We start from the raw sequence: 26,531 nt of genomic DNA, 5'->3' as shown, positions 1-26,531 counted from the left end.
CTTTGCTCCACACAAGGAATGGAGCGGATAATGGCCGAACAAGTCGCGGTGCTGGCAGGCGGGTGCTTCTGGTGCACCGAAGCGGTGTTCCTGGACGTCGTCGGGGTGAAGTCCGTCGAGAACGGGTACACCGGCGGCAAGGTCGCCAACCCAACTTACAAGCAGGTTTGCGGCGGCGACACGGGCCACGCCGAAGCCATTCGGATTACTTTCGACCCGGACCAGCTCAGCTATAGCGACCTGCTCGACATCTTCTTCGCCACCCACGATCCGACGCAGCTCAATCGTCAAGGCAATGACGTCGGAACGCAGTACCGCTCGGCCATCTTTCCGCAGGACGCGGATCAGGAGCGGGAAGCGCGCAAAGCACTCGACCGCGCCAATCAGGAGAATGGTGGACGCATCGTGACGACCGTCGAGCCGATGGCTGAATGGTACCCGGCCGAGGACTACCACCAGGATTACTGGTCGGGCGAAGGGCAGCGGAACCCGTATTGCATCGCCACGATCCCGCCGAAGCTGCAGAAGCTCAGGAAAAGCTTCCAGGCGCGGACGAAAACCGCCGGGGCCCTCGCCTAGGCCGCCGCTCCGGCAAACCTGTCGACAGGCCCGCGCCGGCCCTGTTCGTGCAGGGGACGCCCGGACTGCATCGCTTCGAGCTCCTTCTCGTCGTGCGAGCAGAAGATCGTGACCTGGCTTCCGTGATCTCGCTTCAGATCTCGCAGGCGGCCCTGGTTGGCGAAGCGCAGGTCGCGGTTCGTGTCCATCAGCCGCTGGTAAAAGCGGAGCCCCGGGGTGCAGCGTCTGCGATCGGAGTCCAGCTCGCGCCGATAGAAGTAAGCGTCGCCGGCGTTCAGCACCCAGCCGGAGCCGGTGTCGACGGCAACGCCGGCGTGGCCGAGCGTATGGCCGGGGAGGGGCACCATCAGGATTTCGGGCGGCAGTCCGTTCAGTGACCGGACCGCGTCGAAGCCGAACCAGCGCTCGCCTGTCGCGCCCGGGTAGGTGCTCCAGTCGCGTACTCCGTCCCATTGGGCTGGGCGATACCGGCGCTTCGCCACGAAGCCGCGCCGCATCCGCTCGGCGGCTTCCCGTTCGATGTCCATCACGTGCACCCGCGCGTTCGGGAAGTCCTCCAGCCCGCCGGCATGGTCGAAGTCGAGGTGCGTCAGAACGATGTGACGCACGTCCTTCGGTGAATAGCCGAGCGCCTTCACCTGGTGCAGCGCCGTTTCGTTCATTCGGAAGCGGATGTTGAGTAGCGCCCGAAACGCAATGCTGAGGCGCGGGTGCGGGTGCCGGACGTCTTCGGTGCCGTAGCCGGTATCAACGAGCACCAGGCCCTGGTTGGTTTCGATTAGCTGGGCCGCACAAGGGATCAGTCCAAGGACGCCCTTGCTGAAGCCATCGAACAGGGCGCCGCCTACCGGGCAATCGGTGCCGCAGCGAAGATAGTGAATGCGCATCTGCGGCAAACGAGGGCGCCGCCGCGCCGTTCCTAGCGCTGTTCTGCGATCAGCGCGGCGATGCAGCGCGGCGCAAACGGTCGTTGATTGCTCCGCCGAGCCCCGTTGAAGGCACCGGCGCGACCGCGATTCGCCCCCTCCGCGATGCGTCGGCCTTGTGGAGAAGGTCGAACAGGCGGGCGGCCGCCTCAACCAGGTCTCCGACTGCGCTGAGGCTCTCGTCCCCAGCAGTCTCACCGAAGCCGATCAGGAACTCGTCGTCGCCAACATCTGTCGCGTTCAGCCGGAGCGGCTTCGAAGGCGCATAGTGGCTAGCGAGCTGACCGGGCGCTTCAATCTTGCCGGCGGTGGGGCTCTCGGCCGAGATGTTGATCGGCCCAGGCCGAAGCAGCCGCAATGGCCCGCCAGTCGCACCGATGATCGTCGATTCGAGGCCGCGCGCCGTCGCCCCGGAATCAATCACGAGCGGGATGCGGCCGTCGAGGCTCCGGAGCACATGATCGGCGCGTGTCGGGCTGATGCTCCCGCTTGCATTGGCCGAAGGCGCCGCAAGTGGCCGCCCGACCGCCGCCAACAGCGCCTGTATGGCGGCGTGCGCGGGGACCCGCAGCCCGATCGTCTGCAGTCCCGCGGTCGCCAGGGAGGCAATGCCCGCTTCGGTTCGCAGCGGCACGACGAGCGTCAGTGGCCCCGGCCAATGTTCTTCCGCCAAACTCCGCGCTTCGCTGCCGAACTCGCCGATGGCGTCGGCGGTCGCAAGGTCCGGAATGTGGACGATGAGCGGGTTGAAGCTTGGCCGGCCCTTCGCCTCATAGATGCGGGCAACGGCTGCCGCGTTCGTGGCGTCCGCCGCAAGCCCGTAAACCGTTTCGGTTGCAACCGCGACGGGCTCGCCGGCCAGGATGAGCTTTGCTGCTTGAGCGATCGCGCGGTCGCTGAATGGAAGGATGTCAGTGCTCGTCATGCTGAACTTGTTTCAGCATCCATGCTGGAGAAGTTGGCAGCCTTCACGAATTTGGACCCTGAAACAAGGTCAGGTGACGGTGTGCTGCGGCTCAGGCGCGCTCGCGTTCCAGAAGTTCGGTGGGCTCGATGCCGAGACGCTCCATCCGCGCGCGAACCTCCGGCCACTCCTCTTTGAGGAAGCGCGACCGCTCGGACTCGCGCAGCCGGATTCGCGCACCCGCGGCAACGAACATGCCGACCCCGCGGCGGACGATGATCAGCCCTTCGTCCTGGAAACCTTGATAGGCCTTGGCGACGGTGAGAGGGTTGGCCTGTTCCTCGGCAGCAAGCGCGCGCACCGACGGAAGCGGATCGCCGTCGGCATATTTGCCGGCGAGGATCGCGTCGGCAATCGTCTCGCGAAGGCGGACGTAGACGGGCTTTTCGTGCTGGGTGCGCAGCGTCATGCTGTCATAATACAGCGCTTCAGGTAAATTTCAAATGAAAACAGGTCAGAGCGCCGGTTGCTGCCATGCTCGCGTCACAGCGCTCACCGGCTCGCGCGGGCGCTCTTCGAGTTCGCGGCCGGGACGCCCGATGAAGATGAATCCTGCGAGGCGCTCGCCGGGTCCGCAAAAGGCGCTCCGCACCCGCTCCGAGTAGGTGCGCCAGCCGGTCACCCAGCCGCCGACATAGCCCAACGCATGGGCGCCCAGCAGGAGGTTCATCGCGGCTGCCCCGCACGACAGTTCCTGTTCCCAGACGGGGATCTTATGGTTCGCGACGGGAGCGGAGATCAGGACCACCAGCTTGCCCGCATAGTGCGCGAACTGATCTTCCTTCTCGTGGTGGGCGATGGTCGCGCAAGGATCCTGCTCGACGAGCGCCTGCCGCAAAATTGCACCGAAGGCGTCGCGCTGGTCGTCTCCGACAGTGACGAAGCGCCAGGGGAAGAGCTTGCCGTGGTCCGGGGTGCGGGCAGCGATGCCGAGGATGGTCTGCATCTCCTCGTCGCTCGGCCCCGGGCCGACCAGCTCACGCGGCTTGGCGGAGCGGCGGGATTGCAGCAGGGACAGGGCTGACGAGCGGTCGTTGAGCATCGCCGTCGCGATAGCGCGAGGGCCGTGAGGCAACAATCGGCTTCACATGGCGAAAATGCTCGTTACGGTCGCGGCGCCGAGTTTGGGCGTGTGAGGGGGGAGAATTCGAATGGTTGATACGCCGGGCGCAGAAGCACCGTCCTCGCCTGATATCACGCACGTTCAGCCCGCCGACGAGAAGACCTGGCTGGGCCACCCGCGTCAGCTTTCGCGCCTGTTCACGATCGAAATGTGGGAGCGGTTCGGCTTCTACGGAATGCGCGCGCTGCTGGTCCTCTATCTCACCAAGCACTTCCTGCTCCCCGACCATCAGGCCAGCGGCCTCGTCGGCGGCTTCCTCAGCCTCGTCTACTTGACGCCTGTCGTCGGTGGGCTGCTTGCCGACCGCTATCTTGGCTCGAAGCGCTCGGTGAAGTTCGGCGCGCTCGTCATGGCGCTTGGCTACTTCCTGCTCTGCTTCGGCGGTCAGCAAGGCCAGCCCTACGCAACCGTCAACGGTCAGCGGTTCGACGTGACGCAGGCCGCCCCCGCTTCGCCGCTGATGCCGAACGAAGCCCCGCAGACGATCGTGATGAACGGTCAGCAGCTGACCATCCATGGTCTGCCCGACGGTTCGGTCCAGCTTCTCGCGCCCGATGGTCACGCTGCTCAGACCGTCTCCGCCGCCGCGTTCAGCGCAGGCGCCGACCGCTCGACGTTCTACACCTCCCTCCTCCTAGCGGCGCTGAGCCTGATCGTCATCGGCAACGGCTTCTTCAAGCCGAACATCTCGACCATCGTCGGCTCGCTCTATGGCCAGGGCGACCGGCGCCGAGATGCCGGGTTCACCATCTTCTACGCTGGCATCAACCTGGGCTCGATCCTCGGCCAGGCAGCGTGCCCGTGGCTCGTCAATCACTTCGGCTGGTGGGCCGGCTTCCTGATCGTGTCGCTTGTGCTGCTGATCAGCTTCGCGCTTCTGCAGTTCGATAACGGCCGCCTGACCGGCTACGGCGAACCGCCCGAGCAGACCGGCCGCGACCGGGCGCCGCTCATCTACATCCTGTCCTTTGTGTCGGTGGTCGTGTTCTGGCTGATATTCCAGAACGTCATGAACACGCCTGAGGCGGCGGCAGGCTCCGGCATCGTCGCTTACCTGGTCGCGACCCCGCTGCTGGGCAAGGCGCTGCTGCTGATCTTCCTGGCGGCGGTGATCGGGATCCCGATCTGGTCGGCGAAGGTCGGCAACAAGGTCGAACGGCAGATGATGCTCGCCGCGATCATCCTCATCGTCTTCAACGTCACCTTCTGGGCCTTGTTCGAACAGGCTGCGTCGTCGCTCACTCTCTTCGCCGACCGCAACACGACGCTGGAGATCTTCGGTTTCCACATGTCGGCGGCGGCGACGCAGCAGTTCAACCCGCTTGTCGTGGTGTTGTTCGCTCCAGTGATGAGCTTCCTTTGGCTGGGCCTTGCGAAGCGCGGGCTGGAGCCGTCGATCCAGGTCAAGTTCGCGCTTGCGCTCATGCTTGTCGGACTTGGGTTCGTGGTGCTCTCCTGGTCCGGAGCAACCGCCAACGAAGCCGCGCGCGTGTCGCTTTGGTGGCTCGTGCTGACTTACTTCCTGCATTCGATCGCAGAGCTTTGCATTTCACCGGTGGGCCTCAGCATGATCACCAAGCTCTCGATTGCCCGGATCGTGGGGATGATGATGGGCACCTGGTTCCTGTCGATCTCGGTCGGTGAATATCTGGCTGGCGCGGCGGCGCAGGCAGCCGCCGTGCAGACGGTCGGGGGCGAGGTCACCAACCCGCAGCTCGCGCTGCAGACCTACACGCATACCTTCATGACCGGGGGTGAATTGACGATCGGTGCCGGCGTGCTCCTGTTGCTGATCTCGCCGTGGCTGAAGAAGCTGATGCACGGCGTGAACTAGGACGAGCGGCTGAGCGGGACTAAGGGACCGGCATGACACGCAAGTTCTTCGGGACCGACGGCATCCGCGGTCTCACCAACAGTGAGCCGATGACGGCGCAGATGGCGCTTTGCGTCGGAATGGCGGCCGGTGCTCACTTCGTGCGCGGTGACCACCGCCACCGCGTCGTTATCGGCAAGGATACGCGGTTGTCGGGCTACATGATGGAATCGGCCATGGTCGCCGGTTTCACCAGCGTCGGAATGGACGTCGTGCTTCTCGGGCCGATGCCGACGCCCGCCGTGGCGATGCTGACCCGCTCGATGCGCGCCGACATCGGGGTCATGATTTCCGCTTCCCACAACCCGTACTCGGACAACGGCATCAAGCTGTTCGGCCCAGACGGCTACAAGCTCAGCGATGAAGACGAGCGGGCGATCGAACAGCGGCTGGAGGGCAAGCCGAAGCTCGCCAGCGCCGACCAGATCGGCCGCGCCCGCCGCATCGACGATGCGCGGGGCCGCTACATCCATTTCGCCAAGGCGACCTTCCCGGAGCACCTCCGGCTGGATGGTCTCAAGGTCGTCGTCGATTGCGCGAATGGCGCCGCCTATCACGTAGCGCCCGAAGCGCTGTGGGAGCTTGGAGCCGACGTCATCCCACTGGGCGTCACGCCGAACGGCCTCAACATCAACGACCAGTGCGGATCGACGCACCCGCAGCTCCTCCAGGAAACCGTCGTCGCGAGCGGTGCGGACATCGGACTCGCGCTCGACGGTGACGCCGACCGGCTGATCGTCGTCGACGAAACCGGGCGACTGATCGACGGCGATCAGCTGATGGCGCTGATTGCACTCTCCTTGCAGCGCCGCGGCGAATTGCGCGGTGACGCCGTAGTTGCGACGGTGATGTCTAACCTTGGACTGGAGCGAAAACTCGGCGAATCCGGGCTCAAGCTCCTTCGTACGCAGGTCGGCGATCGCTACGTGCTGGAGCATATGCGCAAGACCGGCTGCAATCTTGGCGGCGAGCAGAGCGGCCACATCATCCTGGCGGATCATGCCACCACCGGGGACGGGCTCGTCGCCGGTCTCCAGGTGCTCGCCGCGCTCGTCGATGCGAAGGCGCCTGCAAGCTCCCTGCTGCACCAGTTCGAACCGGTGCCGCAGTTGCTCAAGAACGTGCGATTCAACGGCGGCGCTGCCCCGCTCGAGGCGGATAGTGTCCGCAAGCGGATCGCCGCCGCCGAAGCCGAACTCGAGGGCAGGGGCCGCCTGGTCATTCGCAAGTCAGGCACCGAGCCGCTCATCCGGGTCATGGCGGAAGGCGACGACCAGAAGCTGGTTGAACGCCTGGTCGACGGCATCTGCGAGGCGGTCCAGGCCGCCGCGTGAACCATTTCTTGGCATTTGTCGGCCACACGACGAAGCCGTGCACATGGACAAATTCGCCCCGGAACGGGGGTCGAAAGGCCGGCCGATGACCTCGACCGCCCGGATCCTCATCATCGCCGGTTCTGACTCGGGCGGCGGCGCGGGGATTCAGGCCGACATCAAGACGGTCACCATGTTGGGCGGCCATGCGACTACGGCCGTAACCGCAATCACTGCACAGAACACGCAAGGGGTGACGGCCGTTCACCCCGTGCCGGCCGAGATCGTGCTGGCGCAGATTGACGCAGTTGAGGGCGACATCGGCGTCGACGCGGTGAAAATCGGCATGATCGGCAGCGCTTTCACGGCTGAGCAGGTGGCCGCGAGGCTGGAGCGGCTTCGCGGCGAGCAGCCCGGTCTTCCCATCGTCTTCGATCCCGTGATGGTGGCAACCAGCGGGTCCGTCCTTGCGGACGAGCCGACGATCGCGGCGTTCGGCAGGCTGATGAGCATCGCGACCGTGGCGACGCCCAACCTTCCGGAACTCAAGGCGCTCACGTCGGAGGAAGACCCCGTGGCGGCCGCTCTCCACCTCGTGGGCCAGCACGGCTGCGCGGTCCTGATCAAGGGAGGGCACGAGGAGGGTGACGCGCTCGCCGACGCGCTGATCGAAGAAGACAATATGACGAGCTGGCAGGGCCAGCGGATCGACACGACCAGCACGCACGGTACCGGCTGCACGCTCGCAAGCGCGATGGCGCTCTTCCTCGCACGTGGGCACTCGCTGCCAGACGCCGTCGCGCGGGCTCGCGAATTCGTCCGCGTGGCGCTCAGGGAAGCTCCAGGGCTTGGCCAGGGCTCGGGCCCGCTCGGCCAGCAGAGCGTCCGCCTCGATGTCGGGACCGGGCCGCGCCTCAATCAGGTGACTGTCACCGGCACCGACTACGCGCGGTCGGTGGCCTTCTACCGCAAGCTCGGCCTCACTCAGATCGTCGACAACCCGCCTGACTACGCGCGCTTCGAAACGGAGGGTGGCGGTACTTTTTCCGTGCAGATCGATCCTGAGGAAAAGGTCGTCCCAACCACTGCCGTCTACTTCGAGTGCGACGACCTCGACGAACGCGTCGAGGAACTCGCGCGCAACGGCCTGGCGTTCGAGCACGGGCCCAGGAACCAGCCGTGGATGTGGCGCGAGGCGCGCCTTCGCGATCCCGATGGCAACATCATTTTCCTGTACAAGGCGGGCGAGGCTCGCCGCTTCCCGCCGTGGCGGATGACGGACTAGTCCACAATTATTACCGAGGGCCACTGGCGACTCGCGCGGCTGCTCCATAGGCTTGGCCGATGCCGCGCCGCTGTTCCTTCAAGATTGAGCTCGACTTCCCCCAGCCGCTTGCCGGCGTTGACGAGGCGGGCTGCGCCCCGCTTGCAGGGCCAGTGGTGGCCGGCGCGTGCATCCTCAACCGCGACAAATTTCCGCGCGGGATCGACGACAGCAAGAACCTGCCGCTTGAGAAGCGTGAGGCGATCTACGCCAAGCTGATCAAGGTCGCGGCGTGGGGCGTCGGCATCGCGACCGTCGAGGAAATCGACCGCATCAACATCTACTGGGCGCGCATGCTGGCAATGACCCGCGCCGTCGAAGCGCTCGGGCTGCAGCCGGCGTGGGTGCTGGTGGACGGCAACGCCTGCCCGCGGTGGGACCGTCCGTCGAAGGCGATCGTCGACGGCGATGCGAAGTGCCGCTCCATTGGGGCCGCGTCGATCATCGCCAAGGTCACACGTGACCGGATCATGGCCGACTATGCCCGGGAGTATCCCGGCTACGGATGGGAGACCAATCGTGGCTACGGCACGCCCGAGCACTACCGCGGTTTGCGCGAACATGGCCTTACGCCGCTGCACCGCCGGAGCTTCGCTCCGATCCGTGCAATCGAGGACCGCCAGGCGCAGTCGGAACTGCGGCTCGTCGAAATAGGGGCAGGCGAGTCCTCCGCGCCACACACACCACCCGTTGAGTCCGGGGATTCGTTCCGGACTCAACATGTTGTGGAAGAGCGCCGCTCAGCCGCCTGAACATTGTGCGTTAACCAGTGTCGTTAACCCTTGTTAGCTTGACCCCGAGTCCGGGCTGACTCACCCTCGTGGGGAAGGTTCAGGGGGACTTAGAGTTCATGAACGTTATCGCCCGCATCGCGGAGCCGCGGACACGGTTGCGCCAGTCGCTCAAGCGCGAGCTTCCGTTCGACGAGATCCTCATGGGCGACTGCATCGCCGAAATGGCGACTCTCCCGGACAAGAGCGTCGACATGATCTTCGCCGATCCGCCCTACAATCTGCAGCTTGGCGGTGATCTGTTCAGGCCGGAAGGCGGGCGGGTCGATGCGGTCGACGATGATTGGGACAAGTTCGACAGCCTCGCCGTCTATGACGAGTTCACGCGGGCCTGGCTCGCCGAAGCCCGCCGCGTCCTCAAGGACAATGGCACGATCTGGGTGATCGGCAGCTATCACAACATCTTCCGCGTCGGGACTTTGCTGCAGGACGCGAAGTTCTGGATCCTCAACGACATCGTTTGGCGCAAGTCGAACCCGATGCCGAACTTCCGCGGCACCCGTTTCACCAACGCGCATGAAACGCTGATCTGGTGCGCCAAGGACGAGAAGGCGCGCTACACCTTCAACTACCGCGCGATGAAGGCGCTCAACGACGATCTGCAGATGCGCTCCGACTGGCTGCTGCCGATCTGCAGTGGCTGGGAGCGTGAAAAGGACGATGAAGGCGCGAAGGCGCACCCGACGCAGAAGCCGGAGGCGCTGCTCTACCGGATCCTGCTCGCCTGCACCAAGCCGGGCGACGTCGTCCTCGACCCATTCTTCGGTACCGGCACCACCGGCGCCGTCGCGCACCGCCTGCGCCGCCGCTGGATCGGCATCGAGCGCGAACCAGCCTATGTGAAGGTCGCGCGCGAGCGAATCCGCTCTACGCTGCCGCTCGACGAAAGCGCGATGAAGACGGTGACCGAGCAACGCTCCAAGCCGCGCGTCGCGTTCGGGCTGCTGGTGGAAAGCGGCGTCGTCTCGGCCGGTTCGAAGCTCACCGACGCCAAGCGCCGCTGGACGGCAGCGGTGCGTGCCGACGGCTCCATCACCTGCGATCCGCATGCCGGATCGATCCACCAGGTCGGCGCCGCGCTACAGGGTGCGCCCTCGTGCAACGGCTGGACCTTCTGGCACGTAGAGGAGGGCGGGGCGCTCACGGCCATCGACGCCTTGCGGCAACAGCACCTCTCCGCGCTATAGCGCGGAGCATGCGCACGCTCATTCGCCCTACGGGGTTCGTCGACTCACCGTTCGGCCACGATGGAAAGGTCGCGCGCCTGGCCGGCGGTCTGAACTGGTTTTCGGCGCTCGAACTCCTGCAAGTGGACGGCCATCGCCGTACCGCTACCGAGCTGCTTCCGGTCGAGGCTGTCGAGGACAGGTTCGACGACGACATGGCAGCGCAGTGGAAAGCCCTCACCGGAGCTCGCGAGCCGCTGCAGCTCGGTGAGCGCATCGTCCGCCTCGATCAGCCGCAGGTCATCGGCATCGTCAACGCAACTCCGGACAGCTTCTCCGACGGCGGCCGGTTCGACAGTGCCGTCGCAGCAGCAGCAGCCGGAGCGGACATGGCCGGCGCGGGAGCCGCAATTATCGACGTCGGCGGCGAGTCGACCCGCCCTGGAGCAACGCCGGTCTGGGAAGGCGACGAGATTGAGCGGATCGAGCCGGTCATTCGCCAGCTCACTGCCGGCGGTGCAGCAGTTTCCGCGGACACCCGTAAGTCTGACGTTATGACCGCAGCAATCGCCGCCGGCGCGCGGATGATCAACGACGTTTCCGCGCTTACCTTCGACGATCGCTCCGCCGGAACGGTTGCCGCCGCCGGCGTAGCAGTCATTCTCATGCACCACCTCGGCGCGCCCGAGACGATGCAGGACAACCCGCGCTACGACGACGTGCTTGTCGAAGTGTATCTCTGGCTTGAAGAGCGCATCGAGGCGGCAGTGGCGGCGGGCGTATCTCGCGAGCGGATCGTGATCGATCCGGGCTTCGGCTTCGGCAAGACGGTCGCCCACAACCTCGAACTGATGAACGCACTTGCGATGTTCCACTCGCTTGGCTGCCCGGTCGTGGTGGGCGCCAGCCGCAAGCGCATCATCGGCGCCCTGTCAGCCGAAGCGGCGGCAGATCGGCGCCTCGGCGGCAGCATCGCTTTCGCGCTGAAGGCGGTGGAGCAGGGCGCGCAGCTCGTCCGCGTCCACGATGTGTTCGACACCGTGCAGGCATTGCGGGTGTGGCGCGGCCTTCGTGACCAAGCGCTCACTCCACGAATAGCCTGACGAGCTAGCGGATCGTCTTTTTCGGCACCGGCTTCAATGCGACGATGATCGGGCCCAGCGCCGCGTGCGAGTCCTGCCTGGCGTTCGCCGGGTCCCATAGAGAGCTCACCGATCCGTCGAAGAACAAGGCGTTCGGCGCCTTCAGGCCATCGCGAAAGAAGCGTGCAAACTTGCCAAACGACACCGGCCCGTCGGAGATCACGAACAGCGGCTTGCCGGACGCGATAACCCCAACGCCGTTCCGCACGAGCCGCGACTGCCCGTCCGCCTCGAATGCCGGGTGGAGCTTGCCGTTTATGACCAGCATTGGCCCCGACTGGATCTCCAGCTGTGGCGGCGCGCGAAACTGAGGAACGCGATCGCTTGGGACGACCATCGCACCCCCGTTCGCGGTGACGATGAACACACCGTTCGGCTTCATGTGGAAATTGCCGGGTCCGTCGCGGAGATTGACCTTGTGCTTCTGCCTTCCGCCCACCGACGCGAGCCCGATCGGCCGTCCGTCACCGTCGAACATGCCGGCATTCATGGCGAACGCGACCGTTGAGGTATCGACGGATTTTGCGAGCTCTGCGAAGCTCCGGACCGATGTCTCGGTCTTTCCGGCGGCCACCAGCATCAGCCTGCCGCCACGCGGATCGCAGACGGTGAACCGTGCATCCTCGAACATGCGAGCGGCGCAATAGGAGACGGGCAGCTGCGCCTGGGCATCACCCTTCGCGCATGCAGACAACAGCAGCACTGCAACGAATGCCAACAAACGCATGCCCACCAATTTCGCGCCTTTAGGCAGGATCAGGACGAAGCGAAAGTGGATGTAGCTTCGCTAAGGTCTCGCGCACGTAACCTCTCTTCGCCGCATTGGGGGCAGAAGCTATTCCGCCGCCTTCGTGAACAGCTTGGACACGTCCAACTCTCGGCCATGCGGACCCCGGAAGGGGTTTAGCATCTTTTTGGCGACGCCGCCTTGAATGCCAGCGGTATGTCCGAAGAAAACGCCGCGGCTGTCGAATGAGCTACGCCGCCGTGTCGATCCCGAGATCGCCGAGCTTGCGGTAAAGGGTCGAGCGGCCGATCCCGAGCCGCCTGGCAACTTCGGTCATGCGGCCGCGATAGTGACCGATGGCGAGGCGGATGATGTCGGCCTCGATTTCTTCGAGCGTGCGCAAATTCCCGTCGCTCGTGAACAAGGTGACCGATGGTGCACCCGCAATCGCCTGCTCGCTGCGCGACTGGCTAAGCTGCGGCGCGAAGTCGGTCCGCCTGCCGGAAAAGCGGGATTGAACGGTGATGTGCGGGAAGTGCTCGGCGTTAAGCGAATTCTCTTCGCAGTGCAGGCCGGCGCGGAAGAGCACGCCTGCAAGCTGGCGAACGTTGCCGGGCCAGCCGTAGCGCATCAGCACCGCCAGCGCGTCATTGCCGATCGACAAGGGCCGCACGGCGCCTTGCTCGGCGAAGCGCGTCAGCAGATGCCGGGCGAGGGAAGGGATGTCGCCGCTGCGGTCGCGGAGCGGCGGCAGGTTCACCGCCGTCGTTGCGATGCGCTCCGCGAGTCCCGGATGGAAGTCCTCCGGAAGCGTGTGGCTGATGGTGGCGATGATTCGCACATCCACCGAATGACTGCCGTTGAGGCCCACCGGACGGACTTCGCCAGTCGCGAGCATCCGGTCGAGCCGCTCCTGGGTTTCCGGCGGCAAGGCTCCGACCTCGTCGAGGAGCAAGGTGCCGCCGTCGGCAAGCACCAGCTTGCCGGTCTTCGGCGCGAAGGCACCCGGGAAGGCGCCCTTCTCATGACCGAACAATTCGCTGTCGATGATGTTCGCGGGTATCGCCTTGCAGTCCAAGGTCAGCAGCGGTCCCTTGGCGCGCAAGCTGGCGCCGTGGATGCCGCGGGCGACGGTCTCCTTGCCGGTGCCGGGCTCGCCCACGATCAGGATGGGCAGGCGATTGCGGGCGGCTTTCGCGGCAACTGCAAGGGCGGCGCGGAATTCGGGGGCGGCACCCACCAGCTGCTCAAGCGACAATTCCGGCGCCAGCTTCTCGGAAACTGGTGCCAGCTCGCCGGCAGCGCGGCGGCGGTCCGCATTGGCCGCGAGGGCTTCGACCAGGCGCTCCGGTGCGACGGGGCGCACCAAGAAGTCGCTTGCTCCGGAACGCATTGCTTCGACGGCAAGCGATACGCTGTCGCCAAGGCTGAGAACGATAACCGGGAGATTGGGACGATGTTCGCGCAGCGAATCGATGAGTTCGCGTCCGTGATCAGGACTCCACGAGCCGAGCAGCGCGGCCTGGACCTCACGGCCGTGTGGGCCTTGGAGCAGTGCAACGGCAGTCTCGGCATCGGCAGCACCAACGACGCTCCAGCCGGAACGGGCCGCGACGGCCGAGATCAACCGGCGCTCGTCGGCATCGGTTTCGATCAGCAATAGGGAACGCGTGCGCTCTTCGGACATCGGGCGGCTCCTGGCCCACCGGTCTAGCGCGCAGGAGTAAAGGTCCACTTAACCTCGCCTGGGGGCTTGGGGCGACGTGAAGCCCTTGTTATGGACGCCGCTAGGCGCCCGCATTGGAAGCGAAGAGAGGATCAGAATGGCCGACGAACAGCTGACCAGCCCGGTGGCCCACGACGTGACTGCGCACGTCAACGACTATGCCCGGTTCACGAGCATGTTCAAATGGGGCGCGGCAATCGCGTTCATCATCGCCATGATCGTCCTCGTGTTCGTCCTGTAACGGGCGTGCCGACCCGGATCGCCGTTCTCAAGGAAACTGCCGCCGGCGAGACCCGCTGTGCCGCGATCCCGGAGACGGTGAAGAAATTCGTTGCACTTGGTGCTGAAGTTGCCGTGGAAAGCGGCGCCGGAGAGAGCGCTTCAGTTCCCGACATGGAATTCGAAGCCGCGGGAGCGAAGACGGGCAGCCGCGGCGATATCTTGCGCGGCGCCGACGTCATCCTGTGCGTGGAGGGGCCGGACCCGCAGTCGCTCTCAGAGACTGCTCCGGGGGCCTTGCTCGTGGGCGGACTCGATCCTGCCGGGCGGACGGAAGCGATTTCCGGCTTTGCCGCCGCCGGTCTTCAGTCGCTGGCGATGGAGTGGATGCCGCGCATCACACGTGCTCAGTCCATGGACATCCTATCGTCACAGTCGAACCTCGCCGGCTACAAGGCAGTGATCGACGCCGCCGCGGCTTACGGTCGCGCCTTCCCAATGATGATGACCGCCGCTGGCACGATCAGCCCGGCCAAAGTCTTCGTGATGGGCGTCGGTGTTGCGGGGCTTCAGGCCATCGCGACGGCTCGGCGCCTCGGCGCGCAGGTCAGCGCCACGGACGTTCGCTCCGCGACCCGCGAGCAGATCCAGTCGCTCGGCGCCAAACCGATCTTCGTCGAGCAGGTTGCCGGCATCGAAGGCGAGGGTGCCGGTGGCTATGCGACGGAAATGTCGGACGAATACCGCAAGGCGCAAGCCGAGCTCGTCTCCGGTCACATCGCCAAGCAGGACATTGTCATCACGACCGCGCTGATCCCTGGCCGCCCGGCGCCACGCCTTATCACCGACGACCAGGTTTCAAGCATGCGGTCCGGCAGCGTGATAGTCGACCTCGCTGCAACGGCAGGCGGCAACGTCGAGGGAACTCTATCGGGCGAGCGCGTCCAGAAGCACGGCGTCACCATCATCGGTGCCGCCAATCTCGCCCGCAGCTTGCCCGCCGATGCTTCCGCATTGTTCGCCCGCAACCTCTACAACTTCCTGAGCGCTTTCTGGGACAAGGAGCATGGGCGTCCGGTGCTTCCCGACGACGATGAGATCGTGAAGGCCATCCGGCTGACCCGGGACGGCCAGGTCGTGCACGAGCTGCTGACCGCCGCCTGATCGGTGGCAACAACCACCGACATTCTCGTTATTGGTGGCGGCATTGCGGGCATCTCCGCCGCGGCCGCTCTGGCTCCTCATGCCAGAGTCCTCGTCCTCGAAGGCGAAACGCAGATCGGCTTCCATGCGTCCGGGCGCAGCGCGACGATGCTTCACTACGCGCTCGGCGACGCGCTCATCCGCGCGCTGACGCTCGCCAGCCGCCCATTCTTCGATGGGCCGCCCGACGCCTTCAGCGACGTTCCGCTCGGCCGGCGCATGGCCGTGCTGATCCACGCGCGCGAAGAGGAGCGCGCCGCCCTCGACGCTCTGGAAGCGGACATTTCCCAATTCGCCGAGCTGGATCGTCTCGACGCGGCCGCCGTGCATGACCTCTGCCCGCTATTGAAACCGGACGCGGTTCACGGGATTGCCGACCGTGACGGCATCCGGCTCGACCCGCACGCGCTGCTCCAAGGCTTCGCCCGCCAGCTTCGCCGCAATGGCGGGACAGTGCGCACGGATGCCCGCGTTGCGGCGATCTCGCGCCGAGACGGCGCATGGGAGGTCCGCACAGAAGCAGGTGACAGCTTCTCCGCGCCGGTAATCGTCAATGCAGCGGGGGCCTGGGCGGACGCGGTGGCCGAACTCGCCGGCGTGACCGCGCTCGGCATCAGGCCGAAGCGGCGCACCATCATCACCTTCGATGCGCCGGAGGGAACCGAGCTCGACCGGCTGCCCTTTGCCAAGACGGTTGGGGATGAACTCTATTTCGCGCCGGAGAGCGGCCGTCTGTTCGCCTCGCCGATGGACGAGGTGCCGAGCGATCCCTGCGACGCGCAGCCGGATGAATTCGAAATGGCGCTCGCGGCGCAGCGCATGGAGGACCGAACGATCATGAAGGTGGAGCGCATCCACAGCCGGTGGGCCGGCCTGCGCACCTTCGCTCCGGACGGCCACCCAGTAGTGGGCTTCGCGCCCGAAGCGGAGGGTTTCTTCTGGCTGGCGGGCCAGGGTGGGGCAGGCCTGCAGACTTCGCCTGCGATGTCGCAGGTTGCGGCGTCTCTGATTCTCGACACAAGCTGGCCCGTGCCCGACGTCAGCAACGCAGCGGTAAGCCCGGTTCGCTTCGGCGGACACGCTTAAGTAAGTAGACCGCCTTGCTCCGGGTCATTCGCCGATGAGGTGAAGCGCGATCTCCCGTTCCGGTGCCGCGCGGCGGTGTTCGAACAGGAAGACCCCCTGCCATCGGCCAAGCACCATCCGGCCGTCGCGTACGGGAATGCTCAGCTGTGTCTGCGTCAGCGCCGCGCGCAAGTGTGCCGGCATGTCATCCGGGCCTTCGTCGTCATGCTCGTACTCGCCCGATTCGGGCGCCAGCCCCGTGAAATAGCGCTGCAGATCGCGGGCAACGGCCGTTGCCGCATTCTCCTGGATGAGCAGGGAAGCCGACGTGTGACGGCAGAAAAGGGTAAGGAGGCCCTCCGGAATCCCCGTAGCCGAAACCCAGGATTCGACGTTTTCGGTAAATTCATGAAGCCCGGCGCGACTCGCGCGGAGCCGCAGGGAACCGGATGCCTGACGCAACATCGGGCGCTCGCTAGCCGATCGTTCCAGCGGACGAAAGCGGGGCCAAATACGACATCTGCGAAGCCCAAACAAAAAGCGCCCACCAAACGGCAGGCGCTTTGTAAACTACTGTTTTCGGGCTGGAATCATCCAGCCCGAAACGCAGTCTTAGCCGTTACCTCCAGCCGTGCTCCAGCCTGAGCCCATGAGCCAGCTCCAGAAGCCGACGCGGGTCTGAGTCTTTTTCATTGTCGTCCCCTGTCTTTCGTTACTGCGATTCGGCAGATGGGGAACTATTAACCCTAATAGATATGGTAATCAAACGATTTACCATGATGAGCGATGAGGCGCGAAGTTGCGCGTAGTTGCGGCGTCGAAATTCCAGGTTGTCGCCGGTAAATCGCAGCGGCTCGCGCTGGCGAATCGCGTGCATGCGCGAGTAACCCTCAGAAGGGCCGGGTTGCAGTTCTCAGGGGTGCGGAGAGCGGCTTAGCGCTCCGGGGAGATCAGGCGACGCCGCGCTTCCGCTCGGAGCCAATCCGCTTGGCGAGCGAATCCAGGCTCATCGGCCGGCCGACGACATAGCCCTGGGCGATATCGCATTCCATTTCGACGAGCAGGTCCAGGGTCGCATGCTGCTCGACGCCTTCCGCAACGACCTTGCGGCCGAGCGAGTGCGCTAGTCCAATCGTCGACTGGACCATCAGGCGGTCGCTACGATTCTCGACCATGCCTTTGACGAAGCTCTGGTCGATCTTGATCTCGTTAGCCGGCACCTTCTTGAGGTAGTCCAAAGTCGAGAGGCCCGTGCCGTAGTCGTCGATCGAAATCCGCACGCCGAGCTCGCGAAGACTGGCGATCATGTCGAGTCCTTCGCCGGAACCGGACAGGGCGGCGGTTTCGGTGAGTTCCAGCGTCAGGTGCGCAGGAGCCAAGCCGTGGCGGGCAAGGAGCGCGGAGACGCGCAGGATGAAGCCCTTGTCGGTCAGCAGGCGTGCCGAAAGGTTCACGGCGACGTCGAAATTCTCGCCGCGCTTGTTGATGGCGCTGGCCGCCGCAACCGCCTTCTCGAGCACGAAGTCGGTCAGTTTGGCGATGCGGTCGCTCTGCTCGGCTGCTGCCACAAACTCCGACGCCGCGATCGGACCCTTTTCAGGATGGGTCCAGCGCGCAAGCGCCTCGGCACCGATGATCCGGCGAGTGCGCAGCTCAAGCTTCGGCTGATAGGCGACCCATACCTGTCCCTTGTCGATTGCCTCGTCGAGCTGGCTGAGCATCGACAACTTCCAGGAGGCATCCTGCAGCGTGTCGGGGTCGTGGAATTTCCACTTCAGCCCGTCGTGCGCAGCATCGTCGGCTGCAACCAGCGCACTCGCCAGCCGATTCGGGAGCGAACGGCTGCTGCCGATCTCGACGCCGAACGAAATCGCGAGGTCGATCGGCATTCCGGCGATGCGGGCCGGGTTCCGGAACAGTGAGTAGAGGGCATCGAGGTGGTTCCCGAATGGCGCGCGCGATTTCTCGAACCATGCGAAGATGCCCCCGTCGCCCTGGTACAGGACGCGGTCCGAAGCACCCACGCTCAGCCGTGCAACGACCTGCTCGATGAGCTGGCTCTCGGTGTTGGGCGGAAGCGTCGAGAGGATCTCTTCATAGTTCAGGATGCGGGCGGCAATCAGTGCCTGGCTGCGCCCCTCGCGATTGACTCGGAGTGCGTTCAAGTTCGGAAGGTTGGAGACCGGATTGACGAGGCCGCGAGCACGGAAGCGCTGCGTCGTGAGCACTCCGACGACCACCAGCAGTACGAAGATGCCAGGCGTCACATCGACGAAGATCAACCGCGCCTCGAGGCTCGCGGGGACCCCGATCAAGGCGGCGATCGCACCGGCGATGGCCGGATAACGCTGCCGCCGCCGCCTGAACCGCAGCGCCACGTAGGCGCTGGCAAGGCCGAACAGAAGGCCTGGCACCCACCCGACGCCGACCGGACGGCCGTTCTTCAGCGTCTCCGCGCCGATGGCGTGGACGTGGACCCCGAATGCCTTTCCGTAGCCGGGGATGAAGTAGGAATCGCCGATCACGTCGGTGCCGATGCCGATGACGACGTCCTTGCCGGCAAGCTGTTTCGCGCTCACGCGGCCCGTGAGCACGTCGCCGGCGGGATAGGTCGGGATCGTCAGCAAGTCCGTCGAATAATCGAGCGGGAACCTGCTTCCGGGCGGGCCGCTCGTTCCGGCGAGCGAGGCTGCGAATGATTGAACCGAGCGGCCGCCTAGGGGTGCCGCATAGGGCAGCTCCCAAACCGCATTCTGGTAGTTGTAGTGAACGCTGGCGACGCCGAGCTTCGCATGCTTCGAGAACTGCTTGAGCGGCAGCGCGTCGATCAGGTTGGTGCTGCCATCCGGTCCGGCCTTCGTCCGCGCCAGCAGCGTTACGCGGCCGGAGCGCTCCAGGGACTTCGCGAATGCGCGGTCCTGCGCGGGTTCCGACGGGAAGGAGAAGTTCACGTCGAAATAGATGCGCTTGGCGCCTGCAGCGCTAAGGCGATCAACTAGTTCGGCATCGGTGCGCCGCGGCCACGGCCAGTTGCCGATCTCTCGGAGCGACTTGTCGTCGATCATCAACAGGACGATGTCGCCGCTGGCCTTGTGTTTGTGGAAGCTGTTGCGCGCCACGCGCAGCCAGTCCTCGGCAATCTCACCGAAGCCGATGAGGCCAAAGATCAGGCCTGCGATCGCGGTCCATAGAAGCATCTTCCACGGCGGCGATTGCGGCCTCTGTTGGCTGCGCTTCGACACTTGCGCACTATCCTCCTAGGTCGCGCAGCCACCCTTGCCTCGAAAAGGTTAGGAAATAGGAAACCCAATTGAGATGAATCGATCTGGCCGCCGTTCCACGACCCGTCCGCGGCATTGAGCTTTGCCTCTGTCCTCGGGCCCCTCACTTGTGCAAAAGTCCGGGCCGGTGGTCTCCGACGGGAGCGGCCGCTGCACGATCGTGAGTTAGAGGAGGGGCCGAGGCCGGACATGGACTTCATTTCGATCCTGTCGATCTTCGTTCTGGCCTGCTTCGTCGGCTATTACGTCGTCTGGTCGGTGACCCCGGCCCTCCACACACCGCTGATGAGCGTCACAAACGCAATCTCTTCCGTCATCATCGTTGGCGCACTCATCGCCGCCGCCGCGGCAGGGAGCGCATCGTCGAAGTGGCTCGGGCTGCTCGCGGTCGCCCTGGCCAGCGTGAATATCTTCGGCGGCTTCGCAGTCACGGCGCGAATGCTCGCGATGTACAAGAAGAAGGATCGCAAGAATGGCTGAGGCGGCCGCGCACGCGCAGCCCGCCTGGGTCCTGCTCGCCTATCTGATCGCCGGCGTTTGTTTCATCCTGGCGCTGCGCGGGCTGTCCAATCCCGAGAGCAGCCAGCGCGGCAACCGTCTGGGCATGATCGGCATGGCGATAGCGGTGCTGACAACCCTCATCACTCACATACCGCGCGATCCGATCATCGCCCGCTTTGGCATGGAGCAGCTCCCCCAAGTTCAAGGGCCGCTCCTTTACGACTGGGCGACGATCGCTGAAATCCTTGGCGCTATCATCATTGGTGCAGCCATTGGTCTGGTGACTGCTCGCAAGATCCAGATGACGGCAATGCCGCAGCTGGTCGCCGCATTCCACAGCCTGGTCGGCATGGCGGCGGTGCTGGTCGGAGCCGCGGCCTATCTCAATCCCGAGGCGTTCGGCATCGCCGTCCGGATCACGCCGATTTACGGCGCCTCAATCGTCAACATCCTGCCGGTCAGCCGGATCGAGATGGGGCTCGGCGTCGCCATCGGCGCGATCACCTTCTCCGGATCGGTGATCGCCTTCCTCAAGCTCAACGGCAACATGAGTGGCAAGCCGATCCTGCTGCCGCTTCGGCATGTGATCAATCTCGGCACGCTGGCCGCGATTCTGATCCTCATCGCCTACTTCACCCAGGACCAGTCGCCGATCGTCTTCGGCCTGATCGTCGCGCTCAGCTTCGCAATCGGTTTCCTGCTGATCATCCCGATCGGCGGCGCCGACATGCCCGTCGTGATCTCTATGCTGAACAGCTATTCCGGCTGGGCGGCGGCGGCGATGGGCTTCACGCTCCACAACAGCGCGATGATCATCACGGGGGCGCTGGTCGGAAGCTCCGGCGCGATCCTCAGCTACATCATGTGCCGGGCAATGAACCGCAGCTTCATCTCGGTCATCGCGGGGGGCTTCGGAGCGGTCGCCAGCAGCGGCGAGGCGGCGGCGATAGACCGACCGTACAAGCGCGGGTCGGCCGAGGACGCCGCCTTCCTGATGGCGCAGGCCGACCAGGTCATCATCGTGCCAGGCTACGGGATGGCAGTCAGCCAGGCCCAGCACGCGCTGCGCGAGATGGCGGACCAGCTCAAGGCCAAGGGCGTTCGCGTGAAATATGCGATCCACCCCGTGGCCGGCCGCATGCCCGGGCACATGAACGTCCTGCTCGCCGAGGCAAACGTCGCCTACGACGAGGTGTTCGAGCTCGAGGATATCAACAGCGAGTTCGCGCAAACCGACGTCGCCTTCGTGATCGGCGCCAACGACGTCACCAATCCGGCGGCCAAGACCGACAAGAGCTCGCCGATCTATGGAATGCCGGTGCTTGACGTAGAGAAGGCGCGCACGGTGCTGTTCGTGAAGCGCTCGATGGGCGGGGTGGGCTATGCGGGGGTCGATAATGAGCTGTTCTATCGCGACAATACGATGATGCTGCTCGCCGACGCAAAGAAGATGGTCGAGGAAATCGTCAAGGCGCTCGGCTGACTCGTACCCGGCACGGTTCACCGTGAAAGTGATTAACTCACGATAAAACAACGCATTCACCGCTTGTCAGAAGCGGTTGCGTTGAGTGACAACAAGGATGCTCCGCGCGATTCATCGCTGCGGTCAGGGGAAGGGCACGAACTTGCGCAAGCTGGGCATCATCGGGGGGACGAGCTGGTCGTCGACCGCGCTCTATTACGAGCACATCAACCGCGGGGTTGCCCAGCGGTTGGGCGGCTTGCACAGCGCCATTCTCGCGATGGAAAGCCTCGACCTCGCACCCTTCGCTGCGATGGAATTGTCGGGCGACTGGGACGGCGTTGCGCGCGTCACGCTCGAAGCGGCCAAGCGTCTCCAAGCGAGCGGTTCGGAAGGCGTGATCATTACTTCGAACACCGGTCACAAGGTCTATGACGCGGTGGCGCCGAAGATCGGCGTCCCGATGCTCCACATCGGCGACGCGGTGGCGGCGAAGCTCGTCGACGACCGCCGCAGCCGGGTTGCACTTCTCGGCACCCGCTTCACGATGAACGAGGGGCACATCCGCGACCGCCTGACCGAGCGCGGGATCACTCTGGCTCCGATTGAACCCGAATGGATCGCCGAGATCGACCGGATCATCTTCGAGGAACTCGCTGCAGGCCGGGTGGTCCGCGACAGCCAACGCAAGCTGAAGACGCTCATCACGGAGCTCGGCAAGCGCAAGGTCCAGGCCGTCGTGCTCGGCTGCACGGAGCTTGTTCTTGCCGTCGATGTGCGCGCCAACGTGCTGCCGGTCTACGACTGCACTGCCATCCACGCCCGCGCGTGCGTCGAGTGGATGCTTGCCGAGGAAGCGGAGACACGCGCGGCGGCCTGACGCCACGGCTGGATAGCTGCTCCCGTGAGCCCTAGATAAGGGGCATGGACCGCACCCCGGCCGACCGTCCCGACTTTCCCGGATCCGCCGATCGCTTCAACGAGGATCAGGCGACCTATACCGTGCGCGGCGCGGAGCAGCCGGACCTCGACAAGGGCGTGGCCGCGATCCGCGAAGTCCTGAAGACGCTGCCGGTGCGGCCCGGTGTCTACCGCATGCAGGATGCGCGAGGCGACGTGCTCTACGTCGGCAAGGCCCGCGCGTTGAAGAACCGGGTGACGAACTACACCCAAGTCAACAAGCTGCCGAAGCGTCTGCAGCGGATGGTCTCGCAGACCCGTTCGATGACCATCGTCACGACGCAGACGGAGGCCGAGGCGCTGCTGCTCGAAGCGCAGCTGATCAAGCGCTTCCGTCCGCCGTACAACGTGCTGCTGCGCGACGACAAAAGCTTCCCCTTCATCCTGCTGCGGGAGGACCATGCGTTCCCGCGAGTCCAGAAGCATCGCGGCGCGCGGCGCATCAAAGGCCAGTATTACGGTCCCTTCGCAAGCGCCGGCTCAGTCACGCGAACGCTTAACGCGCTTCAGAAGCTGTTCCTCCTAAGAAGCTGTTCCGACAGCTATTTCGAAAACCGCTCGCGGCCGTGCCTCCTCTACCAGATCAAGCGCTGTTCGGCTCCGTGCGTCGGGAGGATCGACGAGGCGAATTATGACGAGCTGGTCGATGACGCCAAGGCGTTCCTGGCCGGCAAGTCGACGGGCGTCCAGGCGCGGCTCAGCAAGCATATGGCCGAAGCAGCAGAGCGGCAGGATTTCGAGCTTGCCGCGGTTTATCGCGACCGTCTCCGCGCCCTAACCTACATCCAGGGCAGCCAGACGGTCCATGCGGAGGGCCTCGGCGATGCCGACGTGTTCGCGCTTGCCTGCAAGGGCGGCACCGTGTCCATCCAGGGCTTCTTCATCCGCGGCGGACAAAATTGGGGTCACCGCGCCTTCTTCCCGGCGCACACGAACGAGGTTCCGGAAGCCGAGGTGCTGTCAAGCTTCCTCGTGCAATTCTACGAAGACCTGCCGCCACCTCGGCGCATTCTGGTGGATCGTGATGTCGCCGACGCGGAAGTCTTGCAGGACGCGCTTTCCGAGCGGGCCGGCCACAAGGTGCTTATCGAGCGCCCGCAGCGCGGCGCCCGCCGCAAGCTGCTGGAGCAGGCCGCCCGCAACGCGGAGGAAGCACTCGACCGCCGGCTTGCCGAGGCGACCACGCAAGGCAAGATCCTGCGCGAGCTCGCGGACATGTTCGAGCTCGCCGACGTGCCGAAGCGCATCGAGGTCTACGACAACAGCCATATCATGGGCACGAATGCGACCGGAGCGATGATCGTCGCGGGGCCCGAGGGCTTTCGCAAGAACAGCTACCGCAAGTTCAACATTAAGTCTGGTGTGACGCCCGGCGATGATTTCGGGATGATGCGCGAAGTGCTGCAGCGGCGGTTCGCGCGGCTTGAGAAGGACGATCCGGACCGCGCGAGCGGGGAGTGGCCGGACCTGCTGCTGATCGACGGTGGCAAGGGGCAGCTGTCCGCGGTCTGCGAAGTGATGGAGGACTCCGGCGTCCACGACGTGCCGGTGGTTGGCGTCGCGAAAGGGCCGCACCACGGCCGCGAGGGTAGGGAGGTCTTCCATCTGCCGGGCGGCCGCGAGATCACGCTGCCGCCGAACTCGCCTGTCTTGTTCTACGTCCAGCGGCTGCGGGACGAGGCGCACCGCTTCGCCATCGGCACGCACCGCGCGAAAAGGGCGAAGAGTCTCACCACGTCCACACTGGACGAGGTGCCGGGGATCGGCCCAAACCGGAAGCGGGCGCTTCTCATGCACTTCGGCACAGCACGGGCGGTGAAAGGCGCGGCTCTCGAGGATCTCGAGAAGGCCCCAGGCATCAGCCGGACGACGGCGCGCCAGCTCTACGACTATTTCCATCCACGCGGATGAGGATCGAAACGCCGGCCATCGTCTGCGCCCTGCGCAATCACGGCGAGCATGGCGCCATTGTCCGGCTGATGACTCCCGAGGACGGGCTCCAGGCTGCCTATGTGCGGGGAGCGCGCGGCCGGCGCATGCGGCCGGTACTGATGGCCGGCAACGTCGTCGAGGCGCAGCTTGCGGCAAGGACGGACACGCAGCTGCCGCAGGCGATCGTGGAGCTGATCCATAGCCGGGGGCCGCTGCTGTCGGAGCCTCTGCCGGCAGCCGCGATCGAATGGGCCACGGTCCTGACAGCCACCGTGCTTCCGGAAGGACAGCCTTATCCGCATCTGTATCAGGCGCTTGCAGGCTTGCTTGATGCGATCGAGGCAGCACCATCGGCGGGCGGATGGGGCGCGGCGCTCGTGCGTTTCGAGCTCCTCCTACTGGCTGAGCTCGGATTTGGGCTGGATCTGCAAGGCTGTGCGGTCACCGGCACCAGCGACGATCTGGTCGCCGTCAGCCCCCGGTCGGGGCGCGCGGTCAGCGCGGCCGAGGCGGAGCCCTACGCCGGCAAGCTGCTGCCGCTTCCGCGGTTCGCACGCGATGGCGGCAGTGGCAGCTGGCGGGAGATCGTCGACGGTCTGGAGCTGACCGGCCACTTCCTCGACCGGGACCTGCTCACCGATCGCAAGCGGCCCATCGCGGATGCCCGTGCAAGGCTCGTGGACCGGTTGCGCCGGGCCGGTGGTCTCGCTTAGGTGAAGGCGTGACGACCGACGCGCTCGCCATGTTCTTCCCCAATGCCGAGGTAACTCGCGGCATCGCCATTCGCGTGGCCGTGACCTACCTGGTCGAACAGTCGGACCCCACCGCCGCGCGCTGGTTCTGGTCCTATCATGTGCGGATCGAGAATGGCTCCGACATCGCCGTCCAGCTGCTGTCGCGAAGCTGGCGGATCGTCGACGGCCGCGGCGCCATCCACGAAGTGACGGGCGAGGGCGTTGTCGGCGAAATGCCGCTCATCGCGCCCGGAGCAAGCTTCGACTACGTTTCCGGCTGCCCTCTCGATACGCCGAGCGGATCGATGAGCGGTACCTATCGCATGGTCGACGCCGACGGCACCGCTTTTGACGTCGCGATACCGCGGTTCCAGCTCCTTAGCTCCTGACTGGAATCCCAAATCCGCCCGGTCATCCTTTCGGCCAACAGTTCCTGGAACATCGTCAACTTCCGCGCGGAGCTGATCAGCGCGCTGGAGCAGGCGGGCTTCGAGCCAGTCGTTGTGGCCCCTGTGGATCCGCCGGCCGAGAAGCGGATGAAAGCTCTAGGTGTCCGCCGCTTCGAAGTGAACATCAGCCGCTCCGGTCTCAACCCCTTCAAGGATCTAGCGCTCCTGCTCAGCTACCGCAGGATCATCGCCGAAGTGCGACCCGCTGCCTATCTGGGCTTCACGATCAAGCCCAACATCTACGGTTGCCTTGCTGCGCGGTTCGCAGGCGTGCCGGCGATACCCAACATCAGTGGGCTGGGCACGGTCTTCATCCGCGGCGGCTTGCTCGGCACCGTCGTGAGCGCCCTGTACCGCATCGGGCTGAGCAGGGCGCCCGTGGTGTTCTTCCAGAACTCCGACGACCTGGCGGTGTTCATCGGCAGGAAGCTGGTGCGGCGTGATCAGGCCCGGCTGCTTCAGGGATCCGGCATCGACACGGATCGCTTCTCGCCCGCCCCACTGCCGCTTGGGCCGGTGCGATTTCTCTTCATCGGCCGCCTCCTCGTTGACAAAGGCGTGCGCGAGTTCGTCGAGGCGGCGCGCGTTCTCCGCGCCGGAGGCTCGGACGCACGCTTCCAGCTTCTGGGCGCCCTCGACGAAGGTAACCGCACGGCGATCTCTCGTGCGGAACTGGACTCGTGGGTGGCAGCCGGCGCGGTTGAGTATCTCGGCGAAGCCGAAGACGTCCGGCCATTCATCGCCGATAGCCACGTGGTCGTCCTGCCATCGTATCGGGAGGGGCTCCCCAGGTCCCTCCTGGAGGGCGCCGCAATGGGCCGGCCGCTCATTGCCGCGGATGTTCCAGGGTGCCGAGACGTCGTGGAGCGGGGCGTCAACGGCTTTCTTTGCGAGGCCCGGAACGCTGCGTCGCTGGCCGAGGCAATGCGCAAGATGCTGGGTTTGACTACCGAACAGCGTGCGGCGCTCGGTCATGCGGCGCGTGAAAGGGTTCAGGCGAAGTTTAACCTAAGCGGCGTAATTGCTGAATATCTCAGGGCGATCGCGGATGTCGCGCCCAGGCGGAGTTAG

General features: G+C 65.1%; 24 protein-coding genes and 1 pseudogene. 17 read left to right on the top strand and 8 right to left on the bottom strand.

Features of this window, described 5'->3' with window-relative positions; genetic code table 11:
* The first annotated feature begins 30 nt into the window (after positions 1–30).
* Positions 31–579, top strand: coding sequence for a peptide-methionine (S)-S-oxide reductase MsrA (msrA, locus tag ACUXST_RS05245; RefSeq protein WP_458388876.1), 549 nt, complete (start codon positions 31–33; stop codon positions 577–579).
* Here the strand turns inward: msrA and ACUXST_RS05240 are convergent.
* The 4 genes from ACUXST_RS05240 to ACUXST_RS05225 form a co-directional block, all read right to left on the bottom strand.
* The gene (locus ACUXST_RS05240) at positions 576–1,466 is read right to left on the bottom strand and encodes an MBL fold metallo-hydrolase (protein ID WP_458388875.1); all 891 of its coding nucleotides are present in this window, start codon (positions 1,464–1,466) and stop codon (positions 576–578) included. The genes msrA and ACUXST_RS05240 overlap by 4 nt on opposite strands.
* 49 nt (positions 1,467–1,515) lie before the next feature.
* Positions 1,516–2,430, bottom strand: coding sequence for an L-threonylcarbamoyladenylate synthase (locus tag ACUXST_RS05235; protein ID WP_458388874.1), 915 nt, complete (start codon positions 2,428–2,430; stop codon positions 1,516–1,518).
* Between the two features lie 91 nt (positions 2,431–2,521).
* Positions 2,522–2,878, bottom strand: coding sequence for a GntR family transcriptional regulator (locus tag ACUXST_RS05230; protein WP_458388873.1), 357 nt, complete (start codon positions 2,876–2,878; stop codon positions 2,522–2,524).
* Positions 2,879–2,923: 45 nt separating this feature from the next.
* On the bottom strand, positions 2,924–3,511 hold the full coding sequence (locus ACUXST_RS05225) for a nitroreductase family protein (protein ID WP_458388872.1): 588 nt from the start codon (positions 3,509–3,511) through the stop codon (positions 2,924–2,926).
* Positions 3,512–3,620: 109 nt separating this feature from the next.
* Here ACUXST_RS05225 and ACUXST_RS05220 point away from each other — a divergent pair, with 109 nt between their 5' ends.
* The 6 genes and pseudogenes from ACUXST_RS05220 to folP all read left to right on the top strand — a co-directional run bounded on the left by ACUXST_RS05220 (position 3,621) and on the right by folP (position 11,162).
* Complete coding sequence (locus ACUXST_RS05220; protein ID WP_458388871.1) at positions 3,621–5,426, top strand: peptide MFS transporter; 1,806 nt, start codon at positions 3,621–3,623, stop codon at positions 5,424–5,426.
* Positions 5,427–5,458: 32 nt separating this feature from the next.
* Positions 5,459–6,799, top strand: coding sequence for a phosphoglucosamine mutase (gene glmM, locus ACUXST_RS05215; RefSeq protein ID WP_458388870.1), 1,341 nt, complete (start codon positions 5,459–5,461; stop codon positions 6,797–6,799).
* A gap of 43 nt (positions 6,800–6,842) precedes the next feature.
* Positions 6,843–8,063: a bifunctional hydroxymethylpyrimidine kinase/phosphomethylpyrimidine kinase gene (gene thiD, locus ACUXST_RS05210; RefSeq protein WP_458388869.1), complete on the top strand. Its 1,221-nt coding sequence runs from the start codon at positions 6,843–6,845 to the stop codon at positions 8,061–8,063.
* A 59-nt stretch (positions 8,064–8,122) separates the two neighbouring features.
* Positions 8,123–8,704 (top strand): annotated as a pseudogene (locus ACUXST_RS05205) (ribonuclease HII); the annotation flags it as partial.
* A gap of 248 nt (positions 8,705–8,952) precedes the next feature.
* Complete coding sequence (locus ACUXST_RS05200; RefSeq protein ID WP_458388868.1) at positions 8,953–10,080, top strand: DNA methyltransferase; 1,128 nt, start codon at positions 8,953–8,955, stop codon at positions 10,078–10,080.
* A gap of 8 nt (positions 10,081–10,088) precedes the next feature.
* On the top strand, positions 10,089–11,162 hold the full coding sequence (gene folP, locus ACUXST_RS05195; RefSeq protein WP_458388867.1) for a dihydropteroate synthase: 1,074 nt from the start codon (positions 10,089–10,091) through the stop codon (positions 11,160–11,162).
* Between the two features lie 4 nt (positions 11,163–11,166).
* Here the strand turns inward: folP and ACUXST_RS05190 are convergent, their stop codons facing one another.
* Together ACUXST_RS05190 and ACUXST_RS05185 are read right to left on the bottom strand one after the other, a co-directional pair.
* The gene (locus ACUXST_RS05190) at positions 11,167–11,928 is read right to left on the bottom strand and encodes a phosphodiester glycosidase family protein (RefSeq protein WP_458389019.1); all 762 of its coding nucleotides are present in this window, start codon (positions 11,926–11,928) and stop codon (positions 11,167–11,169) included.
* A gap of 250 nt (positions 11,929–12,178) precedes the next feature.
* The gene (locus ACUXST_RS05185; RefSeq protein ID WP_458388866.1) at positions 12,179–13,615 is read right to left on the bottom strand and encodes a sigma-54-dependent transcriptional regulator; all 1,437 of its coding nucleotides are present in this window, start codon (positions 13,613–13,615) and stop codon (positions 12,179–12,181) included.
* A gap of 136 nt (positions 13,616–13,751) precedes the next feature.
* Here ACUXST_RS05185 and ACUXST_RS05180 point away from each other — a divergent pair, with 136 nt between their 5' ends.
* Genes ACUXST_RS05180 through ACUXST_RS05170 form a run of 3 tightly spaced genes read left to right on the top strand, consistent with a single transcriptional unit; the run spans position 13,752 to position 16,162 of the window.
* Positions 13,752–13,895 carry a hypothetical protein gene (locus tag ACUXST_RS05180; RefSeq protein ID WP_458388865.1) on the top strand — a complete coding sequence of 48 codons (144 nt, stop codon included), beginning with the start codon at positions 13,752–13,754 and terminating at the stop codon, positions 13,893–13,895.
* A 5-nt stretch (positions 13,896–13,900) separates the two neighbouring features.
* Positions 13,901–15,037 carry a Re/Si-specific NAD(P)(+) transhydrogenase subunit alpha gene (locus ACUXST_RS05175; protein WP_458388864.1) on the top strand — a complete coding sequence of 379 codons (1,137 nt, stop codon included), beginning with the start codon at positions 13,901–13,903 and terminating at the stop codon, positions 15,035–15,037.
* A gap of 3 nt (positions 15,038–15,040) precedes the next feature.
* Positions 15,041–16,162 (top strand): NAD(P)/FAD-dependent oxidoreductase, encoded by a 1,122-nt coding sequence (locus ACUXST_RS05170; protein WP_458388863.1) that lies wholly within the window; start codon positions 15,041–15,043, stop codon positions 16,160–16,162.
* 24 nt (positions 16,163–16,186) lie between these two features.
* Here ACUXST_RS05170 and ACUXST_RS05165 read toward each other — a convergent pair whose 3' ends face one another.
* Together ACUXST_RS05165 and ACUXST_RS05160 are read right to left on the bottom strand one after the other, a co-directional pair.
* Entirely contained in the window at positions 16,187–16,603 is a 417-nt protein-coding gene (locus ACUXST_RS05165; protein WP_458389018.1) for a secondary thiamine-phosphate synthase enzyme YjbQ, read from the bottom strand.
* A gap of 488 nt (positions 16,604–17,091) precedes the next feature.
* Positions 17,092–19,383: an EAL domain-containing protein gene (locus tag ACUXST_RS05160; RefSeq protein WP_458388862.1), complete on the bottom strand. Its 2,292-nt coding sequence runs from the start codon at positions 19,381–19,383 to the stop codon at positions 17,092–17,094.
* Between the two features lie 228 nt (positions 19,384–19,611).
* On the opposite strand from ACUXST_RS05160, the gene ACUXST_RS05155 reads away from it, so the two are divergent.
* The 7 genes from ACUXST_RS05155 (at position 19,612) to ACUXST_RS05125 (ending at position 26,531) form a co-directional block, all read left to right on the top strand.
* Positions 19,612–19,902, top strand: coding sequence for an NAD(P) transhydrogenase subunit alpha (locus ACUXST_RS05155; protein ID WP_458388861.1), 291 nt, complete (start codon positions 19,612–19,614; stop codon positions 19,900–19,902).
* Positions 19,895–21,406, top strand: a complete 1,512-nt coding sequence (locus ACUXST_RS05150) for an NAD(P)(+) transhydrogenase (Re/Si-specific) subunit beta (RefSeq protein WP_458388860.1) — start codon at positions 19,895–19,897, stop codon at positions 21,404–21,406. The genes ACUXST_RS05155 and ACUXST_RS05150 overlap by 8 nt, the downstream gene beginning before the upstream one ends.
* Positions 21,407–21,503: 97 nt before the next feature.
* The gene (locus ACUXST_RS05145; protein WP_458388859.1) at positions 21,504–22,265 is read left to right on the top strand and encodes an aspartate/glutamate racemase family protein; all 762 of its coding nucleotides are present in this window, start codon (positions 21,504–21,506) and stop codon (positions 22,263–22,265) included.
* Between the two features lie 44 nt (positions 22,266–22,309).
* Positions 22,310–24,256, top strand: a complete 1,947-nt coding sequence (gene uvrC / locus ACUXST_RS05140) for an excinuclease ABC subunit UvrC (RefSeq protein WP_458388858.1) — start codon at positions 22,310–22,312, stop codon at positions 24,254–24,256.
* Positions 24,253–24,990 carry a DNA repair protein RecO gene (gene recO, locus ACUXST_RS05135; protein WP_458388857.1) on the top strand — a complete coding sequence of 246 codons (738 nt, stop codon included), beginning with the start codon at positions 24,253–24,255 and terminating at the stop codon, positions 24,988–24,990. The genes uvrC and recO overlap by 4 nt, the downstream gene beginning before the upstream one ends.
* 29 nt (positions 24,991–25,019) lie before the next feature.
* Positions 25,020–25,400, top strand: a complete 381-nt coding sequence (gene apaG / locus ACUXST_RS05130) for a Co2+/Mg2+ efflux protein ApaG (protein ID WP_458389017.1) — start codon at positions 25,020–25,022, stop codon at positions 25,398–25,400.
* Entirely contained in the window at positions 25,401–26,531 is a 1,131-nt protein-coding gene (locus ACUXST_RS05125; RefSeq protein WP_458389016.1) for a glycosyltransferase family 4 protein, read from the top strand.

The sequence above is a fragment of the Sphingomonas sp. F9_3S_D5_B_2 genome (assembly GCF_054263715.1).
Note: the sequence above shows the minus strand (reverse complement) of the source record. Positions and strands in the feature narration are given on the sequence as shown.